The 20,278-nt window shown below is 73.0% G+C and carries 15 protein-coding genes and 1 pseudogene; 9 read left to right on the top strand and 7 right to left on the bottom strand.

Features of this window, described 5'->3' with window-relative positions; all coding sequences use genetic code 11:
* Positions 1-57: 57 nt before the first annotated feature.
* Positions 58-1,518: a CCA tRNA nucleotidyltransferase gene (locus ACGFZ2_RS25715; protein WP_393457662.1), complete on the bottom strand. Its 1,461-nt coding sequence runs from the start codon at positions 1,516-1,518 to the stop codon at positions 58-60.
* A gap of 135 nt (positions 1,519-1,653) precedes the next feature.
* Between ACGFZ2_RS25715 and murJ the strand changes: the two genes are divergently transcribed.
* The 7 genes from murJ to ACGFZ2_RS25680 all read left to right on the top strand — a co-directional run bounded on the left by murJ (position 1,654) and on the right by ACGFZ2_RS25680 (position 10,202).
* Positions 1,654-3,402, top strand: a complete 1,749-nt coding sequence (gene murJ / locus ACGFZ2_RS25710; protein ID WP_393457660.1) for a murein biosynthesis integral membrane protein MurJ — start codon at positions 1,654-1,656, stop codon at positions 3,400-3,402.
* Between the two features lie 456 nt (positions 3,403-3,858).
* Positions 3,859-5,457, top strand: a complete 1,599-nt coding sequence (locus ACGFZ2_RS25705) for a protein kinase family protein (protein ID WP_393457658.1) — start codon at positions 3,859-3,861, stop codon at positions 5,455-5,457.
* 43 nt (positions 5,458-5,500) lie between these two features.
* Positions 5,501-6,322, top strand: coding sequence for an RNA polymerase sigma factor SigM (gene sigM, locus ACGFZ2_RS25700; protein WP_393457655.1), 822 nt, complete (start codon positions 5,501-5,503; stop codon positions 6,320-6,322).
* Complete coding sequence (locus ACGFZ2_RS25695) at positions 6,319-7,398, top strand: hypothetical protein (protein WP_393259527.1); 1,080 nt, start codon at positions 6,319-6,321, stop codon at positions 7,396-7,398. Before sigM ends, ACGFZ2_RS25695 begins: the two co-directional genes overlap by 4 nt.
* A gap of 182 nt (positions 7,399-7,580) precedes the next feature.
* The gene (gene trxB, locus ACGFZ2_RS25690) at positions 7,581-8,534 is read left to right on the top strand and encodes a thioredoxin-disulfide reductase (protein WP_393260640.1); all 954 of its coding nucleotides are present in this window, start codon (positions 7,581-7,583) and stop codon (positions 8,532-8,534) included.
* Positions 8,535-8,563: 29 nt separating this feature from the next.
* Positions 8,564-8,887: a thioredoxin gene (gene trxA / locus ACGFZ2_RS25685; RefSeq protein ID WP_132235478.1), complete on the top strand. Its 324-nt coding sequence runs from the start codon at positions 8,564-8,566 to the stop codon at positions 8,885-8,887.
* A 151-nt stretch (positions 8,888-9,038) separates the two neighbouring features.
* Complete coding sequence (locus ACGFZ2_RS25680) at positions 9,039-10,202, top strand: N-acetylmuramoyl-L-alanine amidase (RefSeq protein WP_393457652.1); 1,164 nt, start codon at positions 9,039-9,041, stop codon at positions 10,200-10,202.
* 85 nt (positions 10,203-10,287) lie between these two features.
* Here ACGFZ2_RS25680 and ACGFZ2_RS25675 read toward each other — a convergent pair whose 3' ends face one another.
* Positions 10,288-10,953: a GNAT family N-acetyltransferase gene (locus ACGFZ2_RS25675; RefSeq protein WP_357450258.1), complete on the bottom strand. Its 666-nt coding sequence runs from the start codon at positions 10,951-10,953 to the stop codon at positions 10,288-10,290.
* Between the two features lie 292 nt (positions 10,954-11,245).
* Between ACGFZ2_RS25675 and ACGFZ2_RS25670 the strand changes: the two genes are divergently transcribed.
* Together ACGFZ2_RS25670 and ACGFZ2_RS25665 are read left to right on the top strand one after the other, a co-directional pair.
* The gene (locus tag ACGFZ2_RS25670; protein WP_393457649.1) at positions 11,246-12,559 is read left to right on the top strand and encodes a PLP-dependent aminotransferase family protein; all 1,314 of its coding nucleotides are present in this window, start codon (positions 11,246-11,248) and stop codon (positions 12,557-12,559) included.
* A gap of 7 nt (positions 12,560-12,566) precedes the next feature.
* Positions 12,567-13,565, top strand: a complete 999-nt coding sequence (locus ACGFZ2_RS25665; RefSeq protein ID WP_393457646.1) for a D-alanine--D-alanine ligase — start codon at positions 12,567-12,569, stop codon at positions 13,563-13,565.
* 208 nt (positions 13,566-13,773) lie between these two features.
* Here ACGFZ2_RS25665 and ACGFZ2_RS25660 read toward each other — a convergent pair.
* The 5 genes and pseudogenes from ACGFZ2_RS25660 to ACGFZ2_RS25640 all read right to left on the bottom strand — a co-directional run.
* A pseudogene (locus ACGFZ2_RS25660) lies at positions 13,774-14,367 on the bottom strand (hypothetical protein); the annotation flags it as partial.
* Between the two features lie 1,647 nt (positions 14,368-16,014).
* Positions 16,015-17,037, bottom strand: a complete 1,023-nt coding sequence (locus tag ACGFZ2_RS25655) for a ParB/RepB/Spo0J family partition protein (protein ID WP_393457643.1) — start codon at positions 17,035-17,037, stop codon at positions 16,015-16,017.
* A gap of 27 nt (positions 17,038-17,064) precedes the next feature.
* On the bottom strand, positions 17,065-18,384 hold the full coding sequence (locus ACGFZ2_RS25650) for an AAA family ATPase (protein WP_393457640.1): 1,320 nt from the start codon (positions 18,382-18,384) through the stop codon (positions 17,065-17,067).
* A 283-nt stretch (positions 18,385-18,667) separates the two neighbouring features.
* Positions 18,668-19,381, bottom strand: coding sequence for a 16S rRNA (guanine(527)-N(7))-methyltransferase RsmG (gene rsmG, locus ACGFZ2_RS25645; RefSeq protein ID WP_393457783.1), 714 nt, complete (start codon positions 19,379-19,381; stop codon positions 18,668-18,670).
* Positions 19,382-19,628: 247 nt separating this feature from the next.
* Positions 19,629-20,219 carry a protein jag gene (locus ACGFZ2_RS25640; RefSeq protein WP_393457637.1) on the bottom strand — a complete coding sequence of 197 codons (591 nt, stop codon included), beginning with the start codon at positions 20,217-20,219 and terminating at the stop codon, positions 19,629-19,631.
* Positions 20,220-20,278: the final 59 nt, after the last annotated feature.

The raw sequence follows: 20,278 nt of genomic DNA, 5'->3' as shown, positions 1-20,278 counted from the left end.
GCTGTCGCGACAGGGCGCCGTCCCCGGCCGGGGGCGGCGCCCTGGTCGTGTGGCCGACTACTCGACGATGCCCTCGTCGCGGGCCCAGCGCAGCAGCTCCGCCTCGGCCTCGTCGCGGTCCAGCGGGCCGCGCTCCAGGCGCTGCTCCTTGAGGTGTTTCCAGGCCCGCCCGACGACCGGCCCCGGCGGCACGCCCAGCAGCTCCATGATCGCGTTGCCGTCCAGGTCGGGCCGGACCCTCGCCAGGTCCTCCTCGGCGGCGATCCGGGCGATCCGCTCCTCCAGCGCGTCATAGTCCGCGGCGAGCTGGGCGGCCTTGCGCCGGTTGCGGGTGGTGCAGTCCGACCGGGTCAGCTTGTGCAGGCGCGGCAGCAGGTCGCCGGCGTCGGCGACGTAGCGGCGCACCGCCGAGTCGGTCCACTCGCCCCGGCCGTAGCCGTAGAACCGCAGGTGCAGCGCGACCAGCGCGGTGACCTTGGAGGTGATCTCCTTGGGGTAGCGCAGCGCCTTCATCCGGGCCTTCGTCAGCCGGGCCCCGACCACCTCGTGGTGGTGGAAGCTGACCCGGCCGTCCGGGCCCACCGCCTTGGTGGCCGGCTTGCCGACGTCGTGCATCAGCGCGGCCATCCGCAGGACGAAGTCCGGCCCGTCGGTCTCGTACGAGACGGCGTTGCTCACCACCGTGAGGGTGTGCTCGTAGACGTCCTTGTGCTGGGCGTGCTCGTCGATCGTGAGCTTCAGCCCGGTCAGCTCGGGCAGGAAGCGCTCGGCGAGCCCGGTGTCGACCAGCAGCCGCAGCCCGGTGATCGGGTCGGCGCCGCAGAGCAGCTTGGTGAACTCGTCGCGGATCCGCTCGGCGGTGATCCGGTCCAGGTCGGCGGCCATCAGGGTCATCGCCGCGTGGACGTCGGGGTGCACCGCGAAGCGCAGCTGGGCCGCGAACCGGGCGGCGCGCAGCATCCGCAGCGGGTCGTCGCCGAAGGACTCCCCGGGCGTGCCCGGGGTGCGGATCACCTTGGCGGCGAGGTCGTCCAGCCCGCCGTGCGGGTCGGTGAAGCGGTGCTCGGGCAGGCTGACCGCCATCGCGTTGATGGTGAAGTCGCGCCGCCGCAGGTCCTCGGCGAGGTCGGTGCCGTACTCGACGATCGGGTTGCGGCTGACCTGGTCGTACGCCTCGGCCCGGAAGGTAGTGATCTCCAGCCGCAGCCCGTCGCGCTGGCAGCCGATGGTGCCGAACTCCCGGCCGGTCTCCCAGATCGACTCGGCCCAGCCGCGCACGATGCGCAGGGTCTCGTCCGGGTGCGCGTCGGTGCAGAAGTCGAGGTCGTCGCCGAGGCGGCCGAGCAGGGCGTCGCGGACCGAGCCGCCCACCAGGTGCAGCTCGTGGCCGGCCCGCGCGAACCGGCGGCCCAGCTCGTCGGCGACCGGGGAGACCCGGAGCAGTTCGGCGACGGCGTTGCGCTGCGCGGCGGTGAGTTCGCGGCGGTCGGCGGCGTGGGGAGCGGAGGCTTCGGACATGGGAGCGCCAGACTATCGGTCCCGGCGGGGATGCGGTCCGCCGGGCGCGGGTATCGGGCAACCGTTGACTATCGTCTGTGACGTGCGGGCCCGTGCCCGGCTCGGACGTACCCCCTCTGCCTTGGAGGCGACAAGATGAGCGGCGGTCTCTACCGCAGCGCGAACGCCGCCCAGGGCGGCGCCGCGCCCGGCCGGCCGTCGGACGGCGCGACGTTCATCTCCGCCGAGCCGCTCAACCAGCCGGCCATGGAGTCGACCGCGCCGCCGCAGGAGCAGGTGGCCGAGGCCAGCGCCGCGACCAACAGCGCGGTGATGGCGATCGGCAGCCTCGTCAGCCGGGGTACGGGCTTCCTGCGCACCCTGGTGCTGACGGCCGCGCTCGGCGGCGCGCTGGTCGGTGACGCGTACACCACCGCGCAGATCCTGCCCGGGATGGTCTACGAGTTCCTGCTCGGCGGCATCCTCACCAGCGTCCTGATCCCCGTGCTGGTACGCCGGCGCAAGGCGGACGCGGACGGCGGTCAGGCGTACGCCCAGCGGCTGCTCACCCTCGCGGTGGTCACTCTGGCCGGGGCCGCGCTGCTCGCGGTGCTCGCCGCCTCCTGGCTGACTGAGCTGTACACCAGCGACAACCGCGGCACCGACTACCAGGACCTGGTCACCAACCTGTCGTACCTGATGCTGCCGATGATCTTCTTCACCGGCCTCAGCGCGCTGATCAGCGCGGTGCTCAACACCCGGGGGCACTTCGCCGCGCCGATGTGGGCGCCGATCCTGAACAACCTGGTGGTGATCGGCACCGCCGGGCTCTACATCGCGATCTTCGGCGCGGACATCATCCGGCCGGAGCAGATGACCCCCGGGCGGATCGTGCTGATCAGCGGCGGCACGCTGCTCGGCGTGGCCATCCAGGCCGCCGGTCTGCTGCCGGCGCTGCGCAAGGTCGGCTTCCGGTGGAAGCTGCGCTTCGACTTCCGCGCCCTGGGGCTGGCCGAGCTGGGCCGCCTGGGCGGGTGGATGTTCTGCTACGTCGCGGTCAGCCAGGTCGGCCTGATCGTGCTGTTCAACCTGCTGAACCGGGCGGGCGACGGCGACGCCGGCGCACTGATCTACAACAACGTCTTCCTGCTGTTGATGATGGCGCACGGCATCATCGCCGTCTCGATCATCACGGCGCTGATGCCCCGGATGAGCGCGGCCGCCGCCGACGGCCGCTACGCCGACCTCGCCGCCGACCTGTCCCGGGGCACCCGGACCGTCTCGGCGGTGCTGGCCCCGATTGCCGTCTGCTACGCCGTGCTCGCCACGCCGCTGTCGGTGGTGCTGTTCCGCTACGGCGCGTTCAGCGACGACAACGCGGCCGACACCTCGGTGGTGTTGCTGGTGGCCGCGCTCGCGCTGGTGCCGTTCGCGGTCAGCCAACTGTTCACCTTCGCCTTCTACGCGCTCCCCGACACCCGGACCCCGGCGCTGATCAACATCCCGGTGGTGGCGCTTCGGATCGGCGTCCAGATCGTCCTCTTCGCCGCCTTCGCCGCCCACTTCGCGGCCGCCGGGATGATGATCGGCAACGCCGTCTCCTACCTGGCCGCCGCGATCGCCTCCGCCTGGCTGCTCCGTCCCCGGGTCGGCCGGATCGGGCTCGGCGGGATCATGCGCACTCTCGGCCGGGTCGCGGTCGCCGCGCTCGGCGCGGCGCTGGCCGGTCTACTGGTGGTCGCGCTGCTGCCGGGCGACGACACGCCAACCCGCCTGGAGGCGATCATCCAGCTCGTGGTCGGCGGCGCGGTGATCGGCGGGGCCTACCTCGGGCTCGCGATGGCGCTGCGGATCGGTGAGATCACCGAGGTCGTCGGCATGGTCCGCCGCCGGCTGGGCCGCTGACGCGCCGCGCTCGGGCGCCGGCCGACGACCCGCGGATGGTCTGCACGCTCTGTGAACGAGGATCACCAGCCTGGGGATGCGCCTGTGGATAACTCCACGAATCACGGCTCAGACGCCGGACGGGCCTGTGGATAACCAGCCGTACGGATGAGCATGGCGGCACGGTCGGAGGGAACCGGGGGCGTCGGCGTCGCCGCCACACAGGTCAACCCCTCCGGCGAGCACTTGCGGTCAACGTCTAGATTGGTTAGTACATGTGCCAGCAACGTGGCTGACAACGGTCGCAACCGGACAAGTTGATCGCCGGCTGGCAGCCCGACCCGGGAGCGGCGCGAAGATGACATGTCGGGGAGACCGCCAACCCGGGTAAGGTCGCTCTCGACGGGTACGGCAGGCGCCGACGCTCCGCGTCGACACCGGTCGGCCGGTTCCTTCGAAGGCAGAGCGGGAAGCCACATGCCCAGCAGCGCGGGTCCATCGATCGACACGATCACCGAGGGAGGACGGGTGACCCAGGTCGGCGAGGGTCAGGAGGCGGAGGAGAGCGCTCCGCACGTCATGACCTTCGGTGCTCCCACGGCCGGTGAGATCCTCGCCGAGCGTTACGAGCTGGTCGAGCACATCAACAACGACAGCGCGGGTCGGCTGGTCTGGCGGGGCGTCGACGTCATCCTGCGCCGTCCCGTCGCGGTCGTGCTGCGCTACCCGGGTGGCGACTCCGCCACCGAGATGCTCCAGGGCGCCGTCGCGGCGAGCCGGGTCATCCACCCCAACCTGGTCGGCGTCTACGACGCGATCGACGAGGCCGAGCGGGCGTACGTGGTGCGCGAGTGGGTCGACGGGCGGTCCCTGCGCGAGCTGGTCGCCGACGGCCCGCTGGACCCGGCCCGGGCCACCACCATCGGCAACGCCGTCGCGAGCGCCCTCGCCGCCGTGCACGCCACCGACATGGTGCACGGCAACGTCCACCCCGGCACGGTGATGATCAGTGACGACGGCCGGGTGGTGCTGGCCGACGCGCGTACCGACGGCGACGACAGCCAGCAGAGCGACGTGCGCGCGATCGGCGGGATCCTCTACTTCGCCCTGACCGGGCACTGGCCGCACGCCGAGGCCCCGCTGCGCGGCGCCACCGCCGGCCACGGCCGGGCCGCCATCCCCGACGCCGTCCGCGACGCCGCCGGCGCGATCGCCGCCCCCCGGCAGGTCCGGGCGGGCGTGCCGGCGTACCTCGACGACCTCACCATGGACCTGCTCGACGCCGAGATCGCGCCGCCCTCGTCGGACGTGCTCGCCGCCGAGCTGGCCCGCCTGGACGTGCCGGCCGACGAGCAGTTCCTGGACAACACCGGCCCGCTGCGCTTCGCCGCCGACACCGCCGACGAGCCGTCCCCGCTGGCCGCAGCCGGCGGTCGCAAGGTCGCCATCGGCATCGCCGGCCTGCTGGCAGTCGCCCTGGTGGGCCTGCTGATCGGCATCAGCGCGCTGGGCGGGGGCGACGAGAGCCCACAGACCCCGGTGGCCGCGCCCTCGTCGAACGCGCCCGGCGCCGACGCCACCCCGGCCGCCACCACGGTGCGGGAGCTGAAGATCAGCGGTGCCCGGATCATCGATCCGGACGGCGACCGCACGGAACTCCGCAACGCCGACCGGGTGTACGACGGCGACGAGGACAAGGGCTGGGAGACCCAGACCTACGAGAACCGCCCCAACTTCGGCAATCTGAAGAAGGGCATGGGCGTCTGGGTCGACCTGGGCGAGGAGCACACCGTCAAGTCGGTGCAGGTGTTGCTCTCCGCCCGAGGCGCCTCCGCCCGGCTTCTCACGGGGACCTCCAACCCCCCCTCGTCGGCCTCCGGCGACGCCCAGCTCGTCGCGGAGTACAAGACGCCGATCGGGCAGCCGTTCGAGGAGCACGACGGCACCAAGATGACCTTCAACGGCTTCGACGCCGACAAGAAGTACCGCTACCTGCTGCTCTGGATCACCGAGCTGCCGCCGAGCGAGCGCGGCTACAAGGTCGGCGTCCAGGAGATCACGGTCCAGGGATCGTGAGCCGGCCGCCGCGCCCAGGGCACCGCACCCGCCGGACGTGGTGATGGGCGTACGCGGGGAGCGGACGGGCGGTGGACCGGTGGGCGGAGCGAGCGGCCCACCGGTCGCGTCGTCGGTGCCGCCGGCCGGGCCGACGGACCTGGAACTCCTGCACGCCCACGTGGCGGGCGACCGGGACGCCTTCGCCGAGCTGTTCCACCGGCACCGCGACCGCCTCTGGGCGGTGGCGCTGCGGACGCTCGGCGACCGCGAGGAGGCCGCCGACGCCCTCCAGGACGCGCTGCTGTCCGCCCACCGCGCCGCCGGCCGGTTCCGGGGCGACTCGGCGGTCACCACCTGGCTGCACCGGATCGTCGTGAACGCCTGCCTGGACCGGATCCGGCGCCGGCAGGCGCATCCCACGGTCCCGCTGCCGGACGGTGTCCGGGACGGCGGCTCCGAATCCGCCACGGGCGGCGTCGAGCCGGCGGCTCCCGTCCACGACCACGACACGGCGCTGGTGGTCCGTCAGGCACTCGCCGGGCTGCCGGCCGAGCAACGATCGGCGCTGATCCTGGTGGATGTGCAGGGCTACCCGGTGGCCGAGGTGGCCAGGATCCTCGGCGTCGCCGAGGGCACGGTCAAGAGCCGGTGCGCCCGGGGCCGGGCCCGCCTCGCGGCGCAGCTCGGGCACCTGCGCCCCCGGCCCGCCCCGCAGCAGTCCGAGCCGCCGGGCCCCGCTCCGCAGCGGCAGGAGTCGCCGCAGTCCGCCCCGGCGGCGGGCCCCAACGTGCCGGCCGTCACCGGAGGGAACCCGCGACCGCCCGAGGGCGTCCGATCGGGGTCGGGACGGTCCCGGCGGGATGCCCACCAGGAGGACGCGTGACGGCCGGGGGGTTCGGAGAGGTCGACCACGACCTGCTCGCCGACTACGTCGGCGGGGCGCTGGACGGCACCCCGGACGAAGCACGCGTCGCCCGCCTGGTCGACGAGGACGCGGCCTGGGCGGAGGCGTACGCGCTGCTCGCCCCGGCCCTGGCAAGCGTCCGGGCCGACCTGGCCGCCGCCTGGGCCGGCCCCGCCCCCGAGATGCCCACGGACGTCACCGACCGGCTCGTCGCGGCCCTGGCCAACGCCCCCGCGCCCGACTCCGGCCCGCTCGACCCGACGCCGGCCCGCTCCGATCTGGTGCATCCCGAGCCGCACGACTCCGAGCCGGCCCGCTCCGAGGCCGTCGGCTCCCCCTCCGGGGGCGGCGACGCGGTGCCGGCCGACGAACCGGGAACGGGCAGGTCGGGCGGGGTTGTGCCGGCGCAGCCGCTCGGCGGGTCCGCGCGGCGCCCTGCCGGCGTACCCCGCTCGGAGCCCGGCCGGGGCGCGACCACGGGGCCGGGCCGGCGGCGCCGCCGCTGGTCCCGGCTGGCTGGCCCGGTCGCGCTCGCCGCGGCGTCGATCGCGGCGGTCGGGCTGGGCATCGGCCAGTTCACCGGGGAGCAGGGGGACGGCGCCGCGGACACGGCGTTGTCCCGGCCGACCAGACCGGAGGTCGCCGGCCCCGCCGGCACGCCGTTCCGGGCGGGCGAGCCCACACTCCGCAGTGGGAGGGACTACAAACCCGAGTCCCTGGCCGACGTCTCGCCGACGATGAGGGCACAGCAGTTCAGCGCCGGCCCCCGGCCCGATGCCCAGGCGGAGGGTGGGCGGCTGCCCGGCGACGTGGTCGGCCTCGACCGGCTCACCGACCCGGCCTCGCTGAGCGACTGCATCGACGAGATCGGCGCCGAGCACGGCGGCGGGCCGCTGGTGGTCGAGGTGGTCGACTACGCCCGGTTCCAGGGCCGCCCAGCGCTGGTCGTCCGGTTCACCGACAACAGCGGCGCCCACTGGGCCTGGGTGAGCGGACCGGATTGCGGGGTGCCCGGATCCGGCTCGGACAGCCGCTACCGCACGCGGGTAGGGTGAATTCGCGGCCACCGGACGTTTGACCGTCCACGTGACCTGACCCACCGGATGACCGGCTCGGGAATCCCCGGTTCCTACGATGACGTTCTGCACATCAGACTGCCGGCACCGCGAGGGGCGTCGGCATCGGATCGGCATCGGTGCGCGCGCCGATGGCGAACAACACCTATCGGGAGACGGCAGTGGACGAGGTCCGCAACCTGATCATCATCGGCTCCGGGCCGGCCGGTTACACGGCGGCGGTCTACGCGGCGCGCGCCAACCTCAAGCCGCTCATCATCGAGGGCGTGCAGTCCGGCGGCGCGCTGATGACGACGACCGAGGTGGAGAACTTCCCCGGTTTCGCCGACGGCATCCTCGGCCCCGAGCTGATGGACAACATGCGCAAGCAGGCCGAGCGGTTCGGCGCGGAGTTCCTCACCGACGACGTGACGCGGGTGGAGCTGAAGGACACCGGCAGCGTCGGCTCCGACGCGGTCAGCACCGTCTGGGTGGGTCAGACCGCCTACCGGGCGAGGGCCGTCATCCTCAGCACCGGCTCGGCGTGGCGTCCGCTGGGCGTCCCCGGCGAGCAGGAGTACCTGGGCCACGGTGTCTCGTCCTGCGCCACCTGCGACGGCTTCTTCTTCCGCAACCAGCACATCGTGGTCGTCGGCGGCGGTGACTCGGCGATGGAGGAGGCCAGCTTCCTCACCCGGTTCGCCGAGTCGGTCACCATCATCCACCGCCGGGACTCCTTCCGGGCCAGCAAGATCATGGCCGAGCGGGCGCTGGGCAACGAAAAGATCAAGGTCGAGTGGAACACCGTGGTCGAGGAGATCCTCGGCGACGACGGCAAGGTCTCGGGCGTACGGGTGCGCAACACGCACACCGGCGAGTCCAAGGTCCTCGACGTCACCGGCGTCTTCGTGGCCATCGGCCACGACCCGCGCAGCGAGCTCTTCCGGGGTCAGGTGGAGCTGGACGACGAGGGCTACGTGAAGGTCCAGTCGCCGAGCACCCGGACCAGCGTGCCCGGTGTCTTCGCCGCCGGTGACCTGGTGGACCACACCTACCGGCAGGCCATCACCGCCGCCGGTACGGGCTGCGCCGCCGCGCTGGACGCCGAGCGCTTCATCGCCACGCTGCAGGGCTGAACAACCGAAAACTCCGGAGGAGGGTCATAGTGGGAGCAACGAAGTCGGTCACCGACGCGAGTTTCGCCGCCGACGTGCTGAAGTCCGACAAGCCGGTTCTGGTGGACTTCTGGGCCGAGTGGTGCGGGCCGTGCCGCAAGGTGTCGCCGCTGCTGGAGGAGATCGCCGGCGAGATGGGCGACCAGGTCACCATCGTCAAGCTCAACATCGACGAGAACCCGGAGACCGCCCGCGCGTACCGGGTGATGTCCGTCCCGACCCTCACCGTGTTCAAGAACGGCGAGCCGGTGCAGTCGATCGCCGGCGCCAAGCCGAAGGGTGAGCTGGTCAGGCTCATCGAATCGGCGCTCTGATCTGCACGTACGCACGTCGACCCCGTACCCGGTCCGCCCGGGGGACGGGGTCGACGTCTTTTCCCGGCGCGCCCACCTGAGGTCCCCGGAACGCATAACCTCAACCCCGGGGCCGCCCGGCCAGCCAGCGTCCGTGCAGAGGGGGTCGTGCGTGCGTCCGATCCGACCCGGTGACCGTGGACCCGCGGTCACCGAGATCCGTACGGTGCTGACCGGCCTCGACCTGCTCGCGCCGATGGCACCCGACGTCGACGAGTTCGACGCCCACACCGAACGGGCCGTCCGGGCCTTCCAGCAGTCCCGGGGGCTCAGCGTGGACGGCCGGGTCGGCGCGGAGACCTGGCGGGCCCTGGACGCCGCCCGCTGGCGGCTCGGCGCCCGCACCCTCTACCACTCGGTCCCCGAGCCGCTCACCGGCGAGGACGTCCGGTCGCTCCAGGAACGACTGCTGGAGATGGGGTACGACGTGGGTCGCGCGGACGCGATCTACGGCGTACGGACCTCGCGGGCGGTCGCCCAGTTCCAGCGCGAGGTCGGGCTGACGCCCGACGGCTCGTGCGGGCCGCACACCATGAACGCGCTGCGCCGGCTCGGGCGCAAGGTCGTCGGCGGGCGGCCGCAGTGGCTGCGCGAGTCCGACGCCATCCGGCAGTCCGGCCCGACGCTGGTGGGGCGGACCGTGGTCGTCGACCCCGGTCACGGGGGCACCGACCCGGGCGTGGTGGTGCCGGACGGGCGGCTGCGGTGGACCGAGGCGGACCTGGTGCACGACCTGGCCAGCCGGCTGGAGGGCCGGCTCGCCGCCTCCGGCGTCCGGGTGCAGCTCACCCGCGGGCCGGCCCCGGAGGACTGCCTGCCGGACGTCGACCGGGCCGGGCTGGCCAACTCGCTCGGGGCCGACGTGTTCATCTCGCTGCACCTCGACGGGCACGCCAACCCGGCGGCCGAGGGCGTCGCGACCTACCACTACGGCACCGACAACGGGGTCACCTCGGCGACCGGGGAACGGCTCGCCGGGCTCGTGCAGCGGGAGATCGTCGCCCGTACCGGGCTGCGCGACTGTCGTACGCACGCGAAGGCGTGGGACCTGCTCCGGCTGACCCGGATGCCGGCCGTACGCGTCGAGGTCGGCTACCTCACCTCGCCCGGCGACCGGGCCCGGCTGGTCGACCCCCGGTTCCGGGACCTGGTGGCCGAGGCCGTCGTGGCCGCGGTGCAGCGGATGTTCTTCCCCGTGGAGCGGGACGTGCCCACCGGCTCGATCGACGTGAGCGAGCTGCGGGCGGTCGTGGCCGCCGGCACGGTGGTGGACTGAACGGCGGCCGGACGGGCGTACGCCGGACGGTCATGGGCCGGGCAGCGGCCCATGCTGTCGTGGACCGGGTGGGCGGTCGGCGTGGTCAGCCGGCGGTGGAGCGGGTGGCGGGGGCCGGGCGGACCGGGCGGAGCAGCGTCTCGGGGCTCATCGAGCCGAGCAGCTTCTCCAGCGCGTACTCGACGTCGGACTTCCAGCTCAGGGCCGTGCGCAGCTCCAGCCGGAGGCGGGGGAAGCGCGGGTGCGGGCGGACCGTCTTGAAGCCCACGGAGAGGAAGAAGTCGGCCGGGGCGACGCAGGTGCCGGCCGGGTCCGCCGCGTCACCGAACTTCGCGTCGCCGAACGCCTCGATCGCCTTGATGCCGCGCTTGGTGAGATCCCGGGCGACCCCCTGGACCAGCATCCGGCCCAGCCCGCCACCGGCGAAGGCGGGCACCACGTTGGCCGTCATCAGCAGCGCCGCGTCGGCCGAGACCGGGGAGGTGGGGAACGCCATCGAGCGGGGCACGTAGGCCGGCGGGGCGTACAGGACGTAGCCGGCCGGCATGCCGTCGACGTAGACGAGCTTGCCGCAGGACCCCCACTCCAGCAGCGTCTGCGAGACCCATGCCTCCTTCTCCAGCCCCGGGTCGCCCGCGGCGCAGGCCCGGTCCGCCGAAACCGGGTCAAGCTCCCAGTAGACGCACTGCCGGCACGGACGGGGCACGTCCTCCAGGGTGTCGAGGGTCAAGCTGACCAGACGTCGCGACATTGGCGCATCCCCACATTAGGCTCGGAGGTGAGACCGGCACGGAACGACAACGCCGCCTTCCTGCCCCCGACGAGCGATCGTACGCCGGTTCCGGACGCCACGGGAGGGGACGCACGAATGACCGCCTCCGGGAGGGCCACCGGTGGTCCGCGATGTGGACGCTGGTCACGTCGTAGCGGCCTTCCTGGCAGGGGCGACTAGGATCGACACCCGGCGTCCCGCGTCGCCATGGTCGCCGGTGTCCCGGGTACGCCGGGGCGGGATCCACCCGAGCAGCCATCGAGGTGATGTCATGACCGGCACGACGCTCGACGACTACACCGACCGGTACGCCCGCCGTGTGCGGGGCATGACCGCCTCGGAGATCCGCGCGCTCTTCGCGGTGGCCAGCCGGCCGGAGGTGGTCTCGCTCGCCGGCGGCGCTCCCTACATCGCGGCGCTGCCACTCGACGCCGTCGGTGAGATGCTCGGCCGGCTCGGCGCCGAGCACGGTGTCACCACCCTCCAGTACGGCATCGGTCAGGGCACCCTGGAGCTGCGCGAGCGGATCTGCGAGGTGATGGCGCTCTCCGGCATCGACGCCGCCTGCGGCGCCTCCCCGGAGGACGTGGTCGTCACCGTCGGTGGGCAGCAGGCGCTCGACCTGGTGGCCCGGCTCTTCCTCGACCCGGGTGACGTGGTGCTCGCCGAGGGCCCGACCTACGTCGGCGCGCTCGGGGTGTTCCAGGCCGCCCAGGCGCAGGTGGTGCACGTGCCGATGGACGACGACGGGCTGGTCCCGGAGGCGCTGGAGGCGGCCATCGCCGAGCAGGCGCGCGCCGGCCGCCGGGTGAAGTTCCTCTACACCATCCCCACCTACCAGAACCCGACCGGCGTGACGCTCACCGAGGAGCGGCGGGAACGGGTGCTCGACATCTGCGAGCGCGCCGGCCTCCTGGTGGTCGAGGACGACCCGTACGGTCAGCTGGGCTTCGAGGGGGACGCGCCCGCGCCGCTGCGCGCGCGGCGCCGCGACGGGGTCTTCTACCTCAGCACCTTCTCCAAGACCTTCGCCCCGGGCCTGCGGGTGGGCTGGATCCTGGCGCCGCACGCCGTCCGCGACAAGCTGGTGATCGCCAGCGAGGCGCAGATCCTCTGCCCCAGCGGTTACGCACAGGCCGCCGTCTCCACCTACCTCGGCACCATGCCCTGGCGGGAGCAGCTCAAGGTCTACCGCGAGGTCTACCGGGAACGGCGCGACGCGATGCTCGCCGCGCTGGAGGACCTGATGCCGGCGGGCACCACCTGGACGACGCCGGGCGGCGGCCTCTTCGTCTGGGCGACCCTCCCCGACGGCCTCGACTCGAAGGCGATGATGCCGCGGGCCATCGCCGCGCGTGTGGCGTACGTGCCGGGCACCGGCTTCTACGCCGACGGCACGGGTAGCGGCAACATGCGGCTCAACTTCTCCTTCCCGCCCCCGGAGCGGATCCGCGAGGGTGTGCGCCGGCTGGCCGGCGTCATGGAGCAGGACATCGCCATGCGGCGGGTGTTCGGCGCGGTCGGCCGCCCCGGATCGCGGCGGGGGCAGGCCGGCTCGGACACGCCGGGTCCCGACTTGGCATGATTCCGGCATGGCTCCCACCGCTGCCGACCGTTCCGTCGTGACCGACTCCGCCGTCACCGCCGACCTGCGGGTGCTGGTGCTCGCCGGCGGGCTCTCCTACGAACGTGACGTCTCGCTCCGGTCCGGCCGCCGGGTGCTCGACGCGCTGCGCGCCGTCGGGATGGAGGCCGAGCTGCGGGACGCCGACGTGACCCTGTTGCCGGCCCTGACCGTCGACCCGCCGGACGCCGTCGTCATCGCCCTGCACGGCGCGACCGGCGAGGACGGCTCGCTGCGCGGCGTGCTCGACCTCTGCGGTGTCCCGTACGTGGGGTGCGACGCCCGCGCGTCCCGGCTCGCCTGGGACAAGCCGTCGGCCAAGGCGGTGCTCCGCGAGGCGGGCATCCCCACCCCGGACTGGGTCGCCCTCCCGCACGACCGCTTCTCGGAGCTGGGCGCGGTGGCGGTGCTGGACCGCATCGTCGACCGGCTGGGGCTGCCGCTCATGGTGAAGCCCGCCCAGGGCGGTTCGGGGCTGGGCGCCGCCGTCGTCCGGGACGCCGCGTCCCTCCCGGCCGCGATGGTCGGCTGCTTCGCGTACGACCAGACGGCGCTGGTCGAGCGGTACGTGCCCGGCATGGACGTGGCGGTCTCCGTGGTCGACCTGGGCGACGGGCCACAGGCCCTGCCGGCGGTGGAGATCGTGCCCCGCAACGGGGTGTACGACTACGCCGCCCGCTACACCGCCGGCCGGACGACGTGGCACACGCCGGCGCGACTGGCGCCGGAGGTGGCCGGTGCGGTCGCCGACGTCGCGCTGGCCGCCCACACCGCGCTCGGCCTGCGCGACCTCAGCCGCGTCGACCTGATCGTGGACGCGGCGGGGCAGCCGCACGTGCTGGAGGTCAACGTCTCGCCGGGGATGACCGAGACCTCCCTGCTGCCGCTCGCCGTGCAGGCCGCCGGTCTGGACTTCGGCAAGATGATCGGGACGCTGGTGGCGCGCGCCGCGAAGCGCCGGGCCTGACCCTCCGTTCCTTCCGCCGGCACGGGCGGCCACCCCGCGACCTCGGGTGGCCGCCCGTGCCGCGTCAGTCGTCGGACTGCCTGCCCTCCGGAGCGGCGTCGTCGGCCTCCCGGCTGTCGGCCGCCGGGACGTACGCCTCCTCGGCGGACTCGATCACGGACACCGCCTCGCCGGTGGGGGCGTCGTCCCCAGGCGAGAGCTGCCCGGTGAAGCTGGACGGGGCCTGCCACTGGATGCGCGACGGCTCGGCCAGGGTCCGCCCCCCGAACTCCGCGAGCCAGGCCGCGACCAGGGCGAGATTCTCTCGCCACTGTGCCTCGGAGATGGGCGGCAGGATCGAGTCCCACAGGGAGAGAAAGGTCCCGCGGAGCTGGAGTCGACCGTAGGGCCGGGCGAGGAACCACATGTGCAGGTGCGCCGAGCCGTCGCCCCAGCGGTTGACGTGCACCCTCGCGACCCCGTCCAGGGACCGGATCGCCCGTTCCAGGCGTACGGTCATCACTCCCAGCTCGGCGGCGAGCAGGTTCGGCAGGTCGCCGAGGTCCAGATGCGAGCGGGATTCCAGGATCAGCACCATCGGCAGCCCCGTGGGGCGGTCCATGGCGCGCACCCGCCAGCGCTCGCCCACCCAGATGTAGGCGTCGTCGGGGGCGTTGCAGGCCGTGCATTCCCGGTGCCCCTCGCCCTTGCGGGGCGGTTCGACCGGGACCGGATCATCGAGTTGCTTGACGCGGAGGTCGCCCTCGAAGGGGAAGGACGGCCACTGGGCGAAGTCCGGGACTGAGGGAGGGGTGTCGCGCACGACGCTGACACTAACCGCTTCCGGCACCGGTGTCCCTACCCGAAAGAGCCGACGGCGGCTCTGTGCCGACCGTCCCGAGGTGGCCGCCCAAGGGGCTTGTCCACAGCTATCCACAGGGTGCTGAGACCCGGAACACACCCCGTCATCCACAGGCCAGCAACGGGTTTCACGCGGGGTTTCACGTGAAACGAGGCCCGGCTGTGGATAACTGGTGTGGATAACTTTCGGCCCCGATCCGCACCGTCCGGGCGCCACGAGAGGGCAGCCGTTTCACGTGAAACGCCGGCTGCCCCGGGGACGTCGCGCGAGCCTTCGCGCACTCGGTCGTCGACCCTCTCCGCGCCGTCAACGCCATCCGCCGTTCGGGTCGACGCCGTTCGGGTCGACGCCGTTCGGGTCGACGCCGTTCCGGTCGACGCCGTTCCGGTCGACGCCGTTCCGGTCGACGCCGTTCCGGTCGACGCCGTTCCGGTCGACGCCGTTCCGGTCGACCCCGTTCCGGTCGACCCCGTACGGGTCGACGTCCCGCCCGACGCCGTCCCGCTCGGCTTCATCAGCTCGTCGGCGGGGCCAGTGCGCCGGGCCGGAGCGGGAAGCCGGGCGGCCAGCGTCGGAGCCGCAGGCTGGATGGGGCCACGCTCCGGGAGCCGGGAGCCGGGGTCGGGGTCCGGGTGGGGAAGCTGGACTCCTCCAATCGCTGCCGGAGCCGGCCCGGGAAGCAGGTGTCGCGGGCTCCAGAGGCGGGCCAGGCGCGGAGGCGGGGACCGCACAGGACGATGCCAGGCAACGGAGCTTGGGGGCCGCAAAGGCCGATGCCGGGCACCATAGGCAGGGGCCATACGCCGAAGGCAAGGCTGGACAGGCCGGGCTGCACAGGCCGGGGTCAGGTGCCGAAATATGGCAGCCAGGCACTGGTCGGAAATCAAGGGGCCCGGCGGCGGCGGGGACAAGGCGTGGGCGGAACCGACGGCCGGGAGCCGGGGCCAAGTGCCGAGACCCGGACCGGGAGGGGGCGGCGGTGCCATGAGGCAGCTTCCGAAGGGTGGCGGAGGACGGGCGTGGCCTAGCCTCACCGGCCCACCTCCCTTGAAAGGCGGCGCGGGCGCGCCACCTGTTCGCTGCACCGTTTCACGTGAAACCGCACAGCCCGAGATTCGGCAACCTTGGTGGCAGCGCAACTCCCGCCTCCAGGTTCAAGGTTCGTGGAGCCGGTGCGCGCAGGTTCACGAACCACACCCACCAGCAACGCAGGTGTCGGTGACCGAAGGGAGACCGCCGCCCCGCCACCAGCGTCCACGACCGCAACCGCCTGGCGGGCTTCCCCGGTTTCACGTGAAACCGGGGAGCCACCGCTACCACCAACGTCCACACCCCTGATCCAGGCAGGGGCCATTTGGGGGGCGGACGGAAACGCCTCCTGCTGCCCCACAGCGCCGGAAGCGCGAGCGAGCAGGGTCCGGGTAGGGCGGGCCCACCTCAGGCTCCTGGCGCTCGAATGAGGGGGCACCCCGGCACGGTCGGTGGCGTTGGTTACGCCGCGCCGCCGGAGGCGCCGGCAGGGTAGGCGTACCGCCGCGGGTGGACGCCACCGTCGGACATGGAACGGCCGCGTGGCCCGGTGGGGTCACGCGGCCGGCGGTCGGAGGGTCAGCCCTCCGGCTCCTCCTCCTGGCCGACGCCGATGAGGCCGACGATCCGCTCCAGGTCGTCGACCGTCGCGAACTCGATTGTGATCTTGCCCTTGCTCCGGCCGATGTCCACCTTGACGCGGGTGTCGAACCGGTCGGAGAGCCGGTCGGCCAGATCCGTCAACGCGGGCGCGTGCGGCTTGGGCCGGCGCTTGGCCGTCTCCTTCTTGCCGGCGCTGTCGTCGCTCACCGCCAGCATCACGATCTCCTCGGTCGCGCGGACCGAGAGCCCTTCGGCGACGATCCGTTTGGCCAACTGCTCCTGCGCCGTCGGGTCGTCGAGGCTCAGCAGCGCCCGGGCGTGGCCGGCGGAGAGCACGCCGGCGGCGACCCGATTCTGCACCGGCGCCGGGAGGTTGAGCAGCCGGATGGTGTTCGAGATCTGTGGGCGGCTCCGGCCGATCCGCTGGGCGAGTTCCTCGTGGGTGGCGCCGAACTCCTCCAGCAACTGCTGGTACGCGGCGGCCTCCTCCAGCGGGTTCAGGTTGGCCCGATGGATGTTCTCCAGCAGCGCGTCCCGGAGCATGGCGTCGTCCCGGGTGTCCCGGACGATGGCGGGGATACTCTCCCGCCCGACCGCCTGCGCGGCCCGCCAGCGCCGCTCGCCCATGACGAGTTCGTACTTCTCGTCGTCGAGCTGACGTACGACGATCGGCTGGAGGAAGCCGACCTCCTGGATCGAGGTCTTCAGTTCCTCCAGAGCTGCCTCGTCGAAAATGTGCCGGGGCTGCTTCGGGTTCGGCACGATCATGTCGACCGGGATCTCGGCGAACCGGGCGCCCGGGACCGGGCTGAGCGCGGGCTCGGGCTGCGCCGCGACGGGCGGACTGACCGGCGATGGCGTCGTCTCGGCAGGCGTGCCGACAGCATCGCTGGCGGGTGCCGCCGGCTCAGCCGTGGCGGGGTCGGCGGTCGGCGCCGGTCCGGTCGGGATGAGGGCCCCCAGGCCCCGCCCCAGACCGCCCCGAGGACGGTTCTTCATGCCACGCCTCCCAGCGACTGTTCCGCACTACGCATTCCGGCTCACCGACTCCCTGACGCCACGCTCGGCGATCTCCTGGGCGGCCTCGAAGTAGCTCGTCGCCCCCCGCGATCCCGGATCGTAGGTCATCACGGACTGGCCGTAGCTCGGTGCCTCGGAGACGCGGACGTTGCGCGGGATGACCGCCTGGAGCACCTTGTCGCCGAAGTGGTTCCGGACGTCCTGCTCGACCGCGTCGGCCAGCCGCGTACGCCGGTCGTACATGGTGAGCAGGATCGTGGAGACCTCGAGCTTCGGATTGAGGTGCTGCCGAACCAGGTTGATGTTGTTGATCAGCTGGTTCAGCCCCTCCAGCGCGTAGTACTCGCACTGGATCGGGATGAGTACCTCCTGCGCGGCGACGAGCGCGTTGACCGTGAGCAGGCCGAGCGACGGCGGGCAGTCGATGAAGACGTAGTCGAAGTGGCCCGGGTAGGCCGCGATGGCCCGGGCCAGCCGGGACTCGCGGGCGACCACCGACACCAGCTCGATCTCCGCGCCGGCCAGGTCGATCGTGGCCGGTACGCACCAGAGGTTGGGGATGCCCTCGACCCCCTGGGCGACCTCCTCCAGCGGCACGCTGTTGATGAGGCAGTCGTAGACGTCCGGCACCCCGGTGTGGTGCGGGACGTTGAGCCCGGTGGAGGCGTTGCCCTGCGGGTCCAGGTCGACCACCAGCACCCGGTTACCGTGCAGGGCGAGCGCCACCGCCAGGTTGACCGTGGTCGTGGTCTTCCCCACGCCGCCCTTCTGGTTCGCGACGCACATGACCCGGGTCCGCTCCGGCCGAGGCATCGTCACCTCGCCACTAGGATTCAGGATCTGCACGGCGCGCATCGCCTCCATAGCCAACGGTGGGTCATCCTCTTCGCGCGTCGGGGTTTCACGTGAAACGTACGCGGCCTCGGTCGCGGCGGGCCCGTAGGCGGCGGCCGGGGACGCGGGCGTGTCCGTGACGGGTACGGGTTCGGGGGCGGCGTCCGGCACCGCATCCGGGGTCGGCTGCTGTGGCACGGCCGCCTCGAACCGCGCCGAGGCCGAGGGGTTGCGGCGGATGGGGATCACCCGACCGCCGGCGGAGTTGCCCGGGCGCGGCAGCCCGTCGGAGGCCGGGCGGGCGGCCGGCAGCTCCGGCCCGGCCGGGTCGGCGGTGTCCCGTTGGACGATCGGATCGCAGTCCGGCGGTCGGGTCGACGAACCGTGGAACGGCCCGTCGGGCGACCAGCTCGGGTAGTCGGTTTCACGTGAAACCGGATCGCCCGCTGATCCGGTCACGCGTGGATCGTCGTACCTGCCGTCGTCATGCACCTGTCATCCCTGCCCGCTTCGGATGGTCGGTCCGCACCCCGTCAACCGGCCGCACGTGGTGCTCGCACCGCGGAGCGTGCGGCCGGCGGGAGCGGTCGGGATCCGGTGAACGTCCGTTGCCGCCCGCTCCACACTATCGACGCGCGGCCAGCCTACGGCTCACGGGCGCAGCCGGTCCACGTCGGGTTCTCATCCCTTCCGTCCACCCGTACCGGTTCAACGAAGCAACCGCCGCCCGGGACGCCGGTGGGGCACCCGCTCGGGCGTCGCCTCCCACGTGGAGTCAGCGTCGACGGGACCGCCCGCCGCGCGACCTCTTCGGCGCCTTGGGCCGGACCGGCCTCACCACCCGCTCCCGCACGATCTCCACCACGGTCGTCGGCGGGTCGATGATTCCTTCGCCGCAGCGGTGCATCTCGGGCTCCCCGCCGCCCAGCCGCGCCACCGTCTCCGCGTGCTCGGCGATCTCGTCGGCCGCCGACGCGCCCTTGAGAGCGATGAGCCGACCGCCGGGAACGGCAAGCGGCAGGCACCACGTCGACAGCCGGTCCAGCGGGGCGACGGCGCGCGCGGTGACCACGTCCCCGCTCAGCGGGCCCACCCCGGTCGACCCGGTCGCCGCCTCGTCGGCCCGGCCCCGGAACACCCGGACCGTCTTCGCCAAGCCGAGTTGCTGCACCGCCTCGATGAGGAAGGAGGTGCGCCGGGCGAGGGGCTCGATCAGGGTCACCGTCAGGTCCGGCCGCGCGATCGCGAGCACCAGACCGGGCAGTCCCGCCCCGGAGCCGACATCGAGCACCGCCGAGCCCTCCGGGATCCGCTCGGCCACCGCCGCGCAGTTGAGTAGGTGCCGGTCCCAGATCCGGGGGGCCTCGCGCGGCCCGATCAGGCCGCGGACCACGCCGTCGGTGACCAGCAGCTCGGCGTACGCGGCGGCCAGGTCGATCCGGTCGCCGAAAAGGGTGCGTGCCGCACCGGCCAGCTCGGGCGGCAGCACCGCGTCGGCCGGCGACGGGGCACGGCCGTCGGCCGGCGACGGGGCACGGCCGTCGGTCGGCGACGGGGCACGGCCGTCGGCCGGCGACGGGGCACCGCCATCGGCCGCCGACGGGGCACCGCCATCGGCCGCCGACGCGGCGGCGTCGGAAGGCACGGGCGAGTCGGGCCGGACAGGCGACGGCCCGGGCGGCGTGCCACCCGGGCCGGCCGCGGCACCGGCCGCGGTGTCGTCGTGAGCCACCCGGTCAGTCCGCCGGCCGGACGATGATGCGCCGGTTCGGCTCGACACCCTCGGACTCGCTCTCCACGCCGCTCATCGCGTTGACCACGTCGTGCACGCACTTGCGCTCGAATGCGGACATCGGCTCCAGGCGCACGGGCTCGCCGTGCTCCTTGACCTTCTCGACGGCGTTCTTGGCGACTGCGGCTAGCTCCTTGCGGCGGTTCGCCCGGTAGCCGCCGACGTCGAGCAGCAGTCGGCTCGGCGTGCCGGTCTGCCGGAAGACGGCAAGCCGGGCGAGCTCCTGGAGCGCCTCCAGGGTGGCACCGCGCTGGCCGACCAGGTTCTGCAGCCGACCGCCGACCACCTCGACGACCGGACGGCCGCCGGAGACCAGCTCGTCGATGTCGCCGTCGTAGTCGAGGATGTCGAGCAGGCCCTCGACGTAGTCGGCCGCGATCTCGCTCTGCCGGAACAGTTCGCTCTCGCCGGCGGGCTTCTTCTCCTTGGTGGCCGGCTCCTCGTCGGCCTCCTCGGTCTCGCCGTTCACCGCGGTCGGCTCGGTTCCCTCCTCGTCCAGGGACTGGTCGGCGCGGGGGGTGCTGGTCTCGGTCACGGTCTCATCTCCGTACTCGCTCGGCCGGACCGTCGGGTCCGCTGGTTTCCCGGGGCCGA

This window comes from Micromonospora sp. NPDC048063, from assembly GCF_043202855.1.
In the GTDB taxonomy this organism is placed as follows: Bacteria; Actinomycetota; Actinomycetes; order Mycobacteriales; family Micromonosporaceae; genus Micromonospora.
Note: the sequence above shows the minus strand (reverse complement) of the source record. Positions and strands in the feature narration are given on the sequence as shown.

Excerpts from the sequence above, each read along its gene's own strand:
- ACGFZ2_RS25655 (WP_393457643.1), bottom strand. The coding sequence starts at position 17,037 with ATGAAGAACCGTCCTCGGGGCGGTCTGGGGCGGGGCCTGGGGGCCCTC.
- ACGFZ2_RS25665 (WP_393457646.1), top strand. The coding sequence starts at position 12,567 with ATGGCTCCCACCGCTGCCGACCGTTCCGTCGTGACCGACTCCGCCGTC.
- ACGFZ2_RS25675 (WP_357450258.1), bottom strand. The coding sequence starts at position 10,953 with ATGTCGCGACGTCTGGTCAGCTTGACCCTCGACACCCTGGAGGACGTG.
- ACGFZ2_RS25705 (WP_393457658.1), top strand. The coding sequence starts at position 3,859 with ATGCCCAGCAGCGCGGGTCCATCGATCGACACGATCACCGAGGGAGGA.
- ACGFZ2_RS25670 (WP_393457649.1), top strand. The coding sequence starts at position 11,246 with ATGACCGGCACGACGCTCGACGACTACACCGACCGGTACGCCCGCCGT.
- sigM (WP_393457655.1), top strand. The coding sequence starts at position 5,501 with ATGGGCGTACGCGGGGAGCGGACGGGCGGTGGACCGGTGGGCGGAGCG.
- murJ (WP_393457660.1), top strand. The coding sequence starts at position 1,654 with ATGAGCGGCGGTCTCTACCGCAGCGCGAACGCCGCCCAGGGCGGCGCC.
- ACGFZ2_RS25715 (WP_393457662.1), bottom strand. The coding sequence starts at position 1,518 with ATGTCCGAAGCCTCCGCTCCCCACGCCGCCGACCGCCGCGAACTCACC.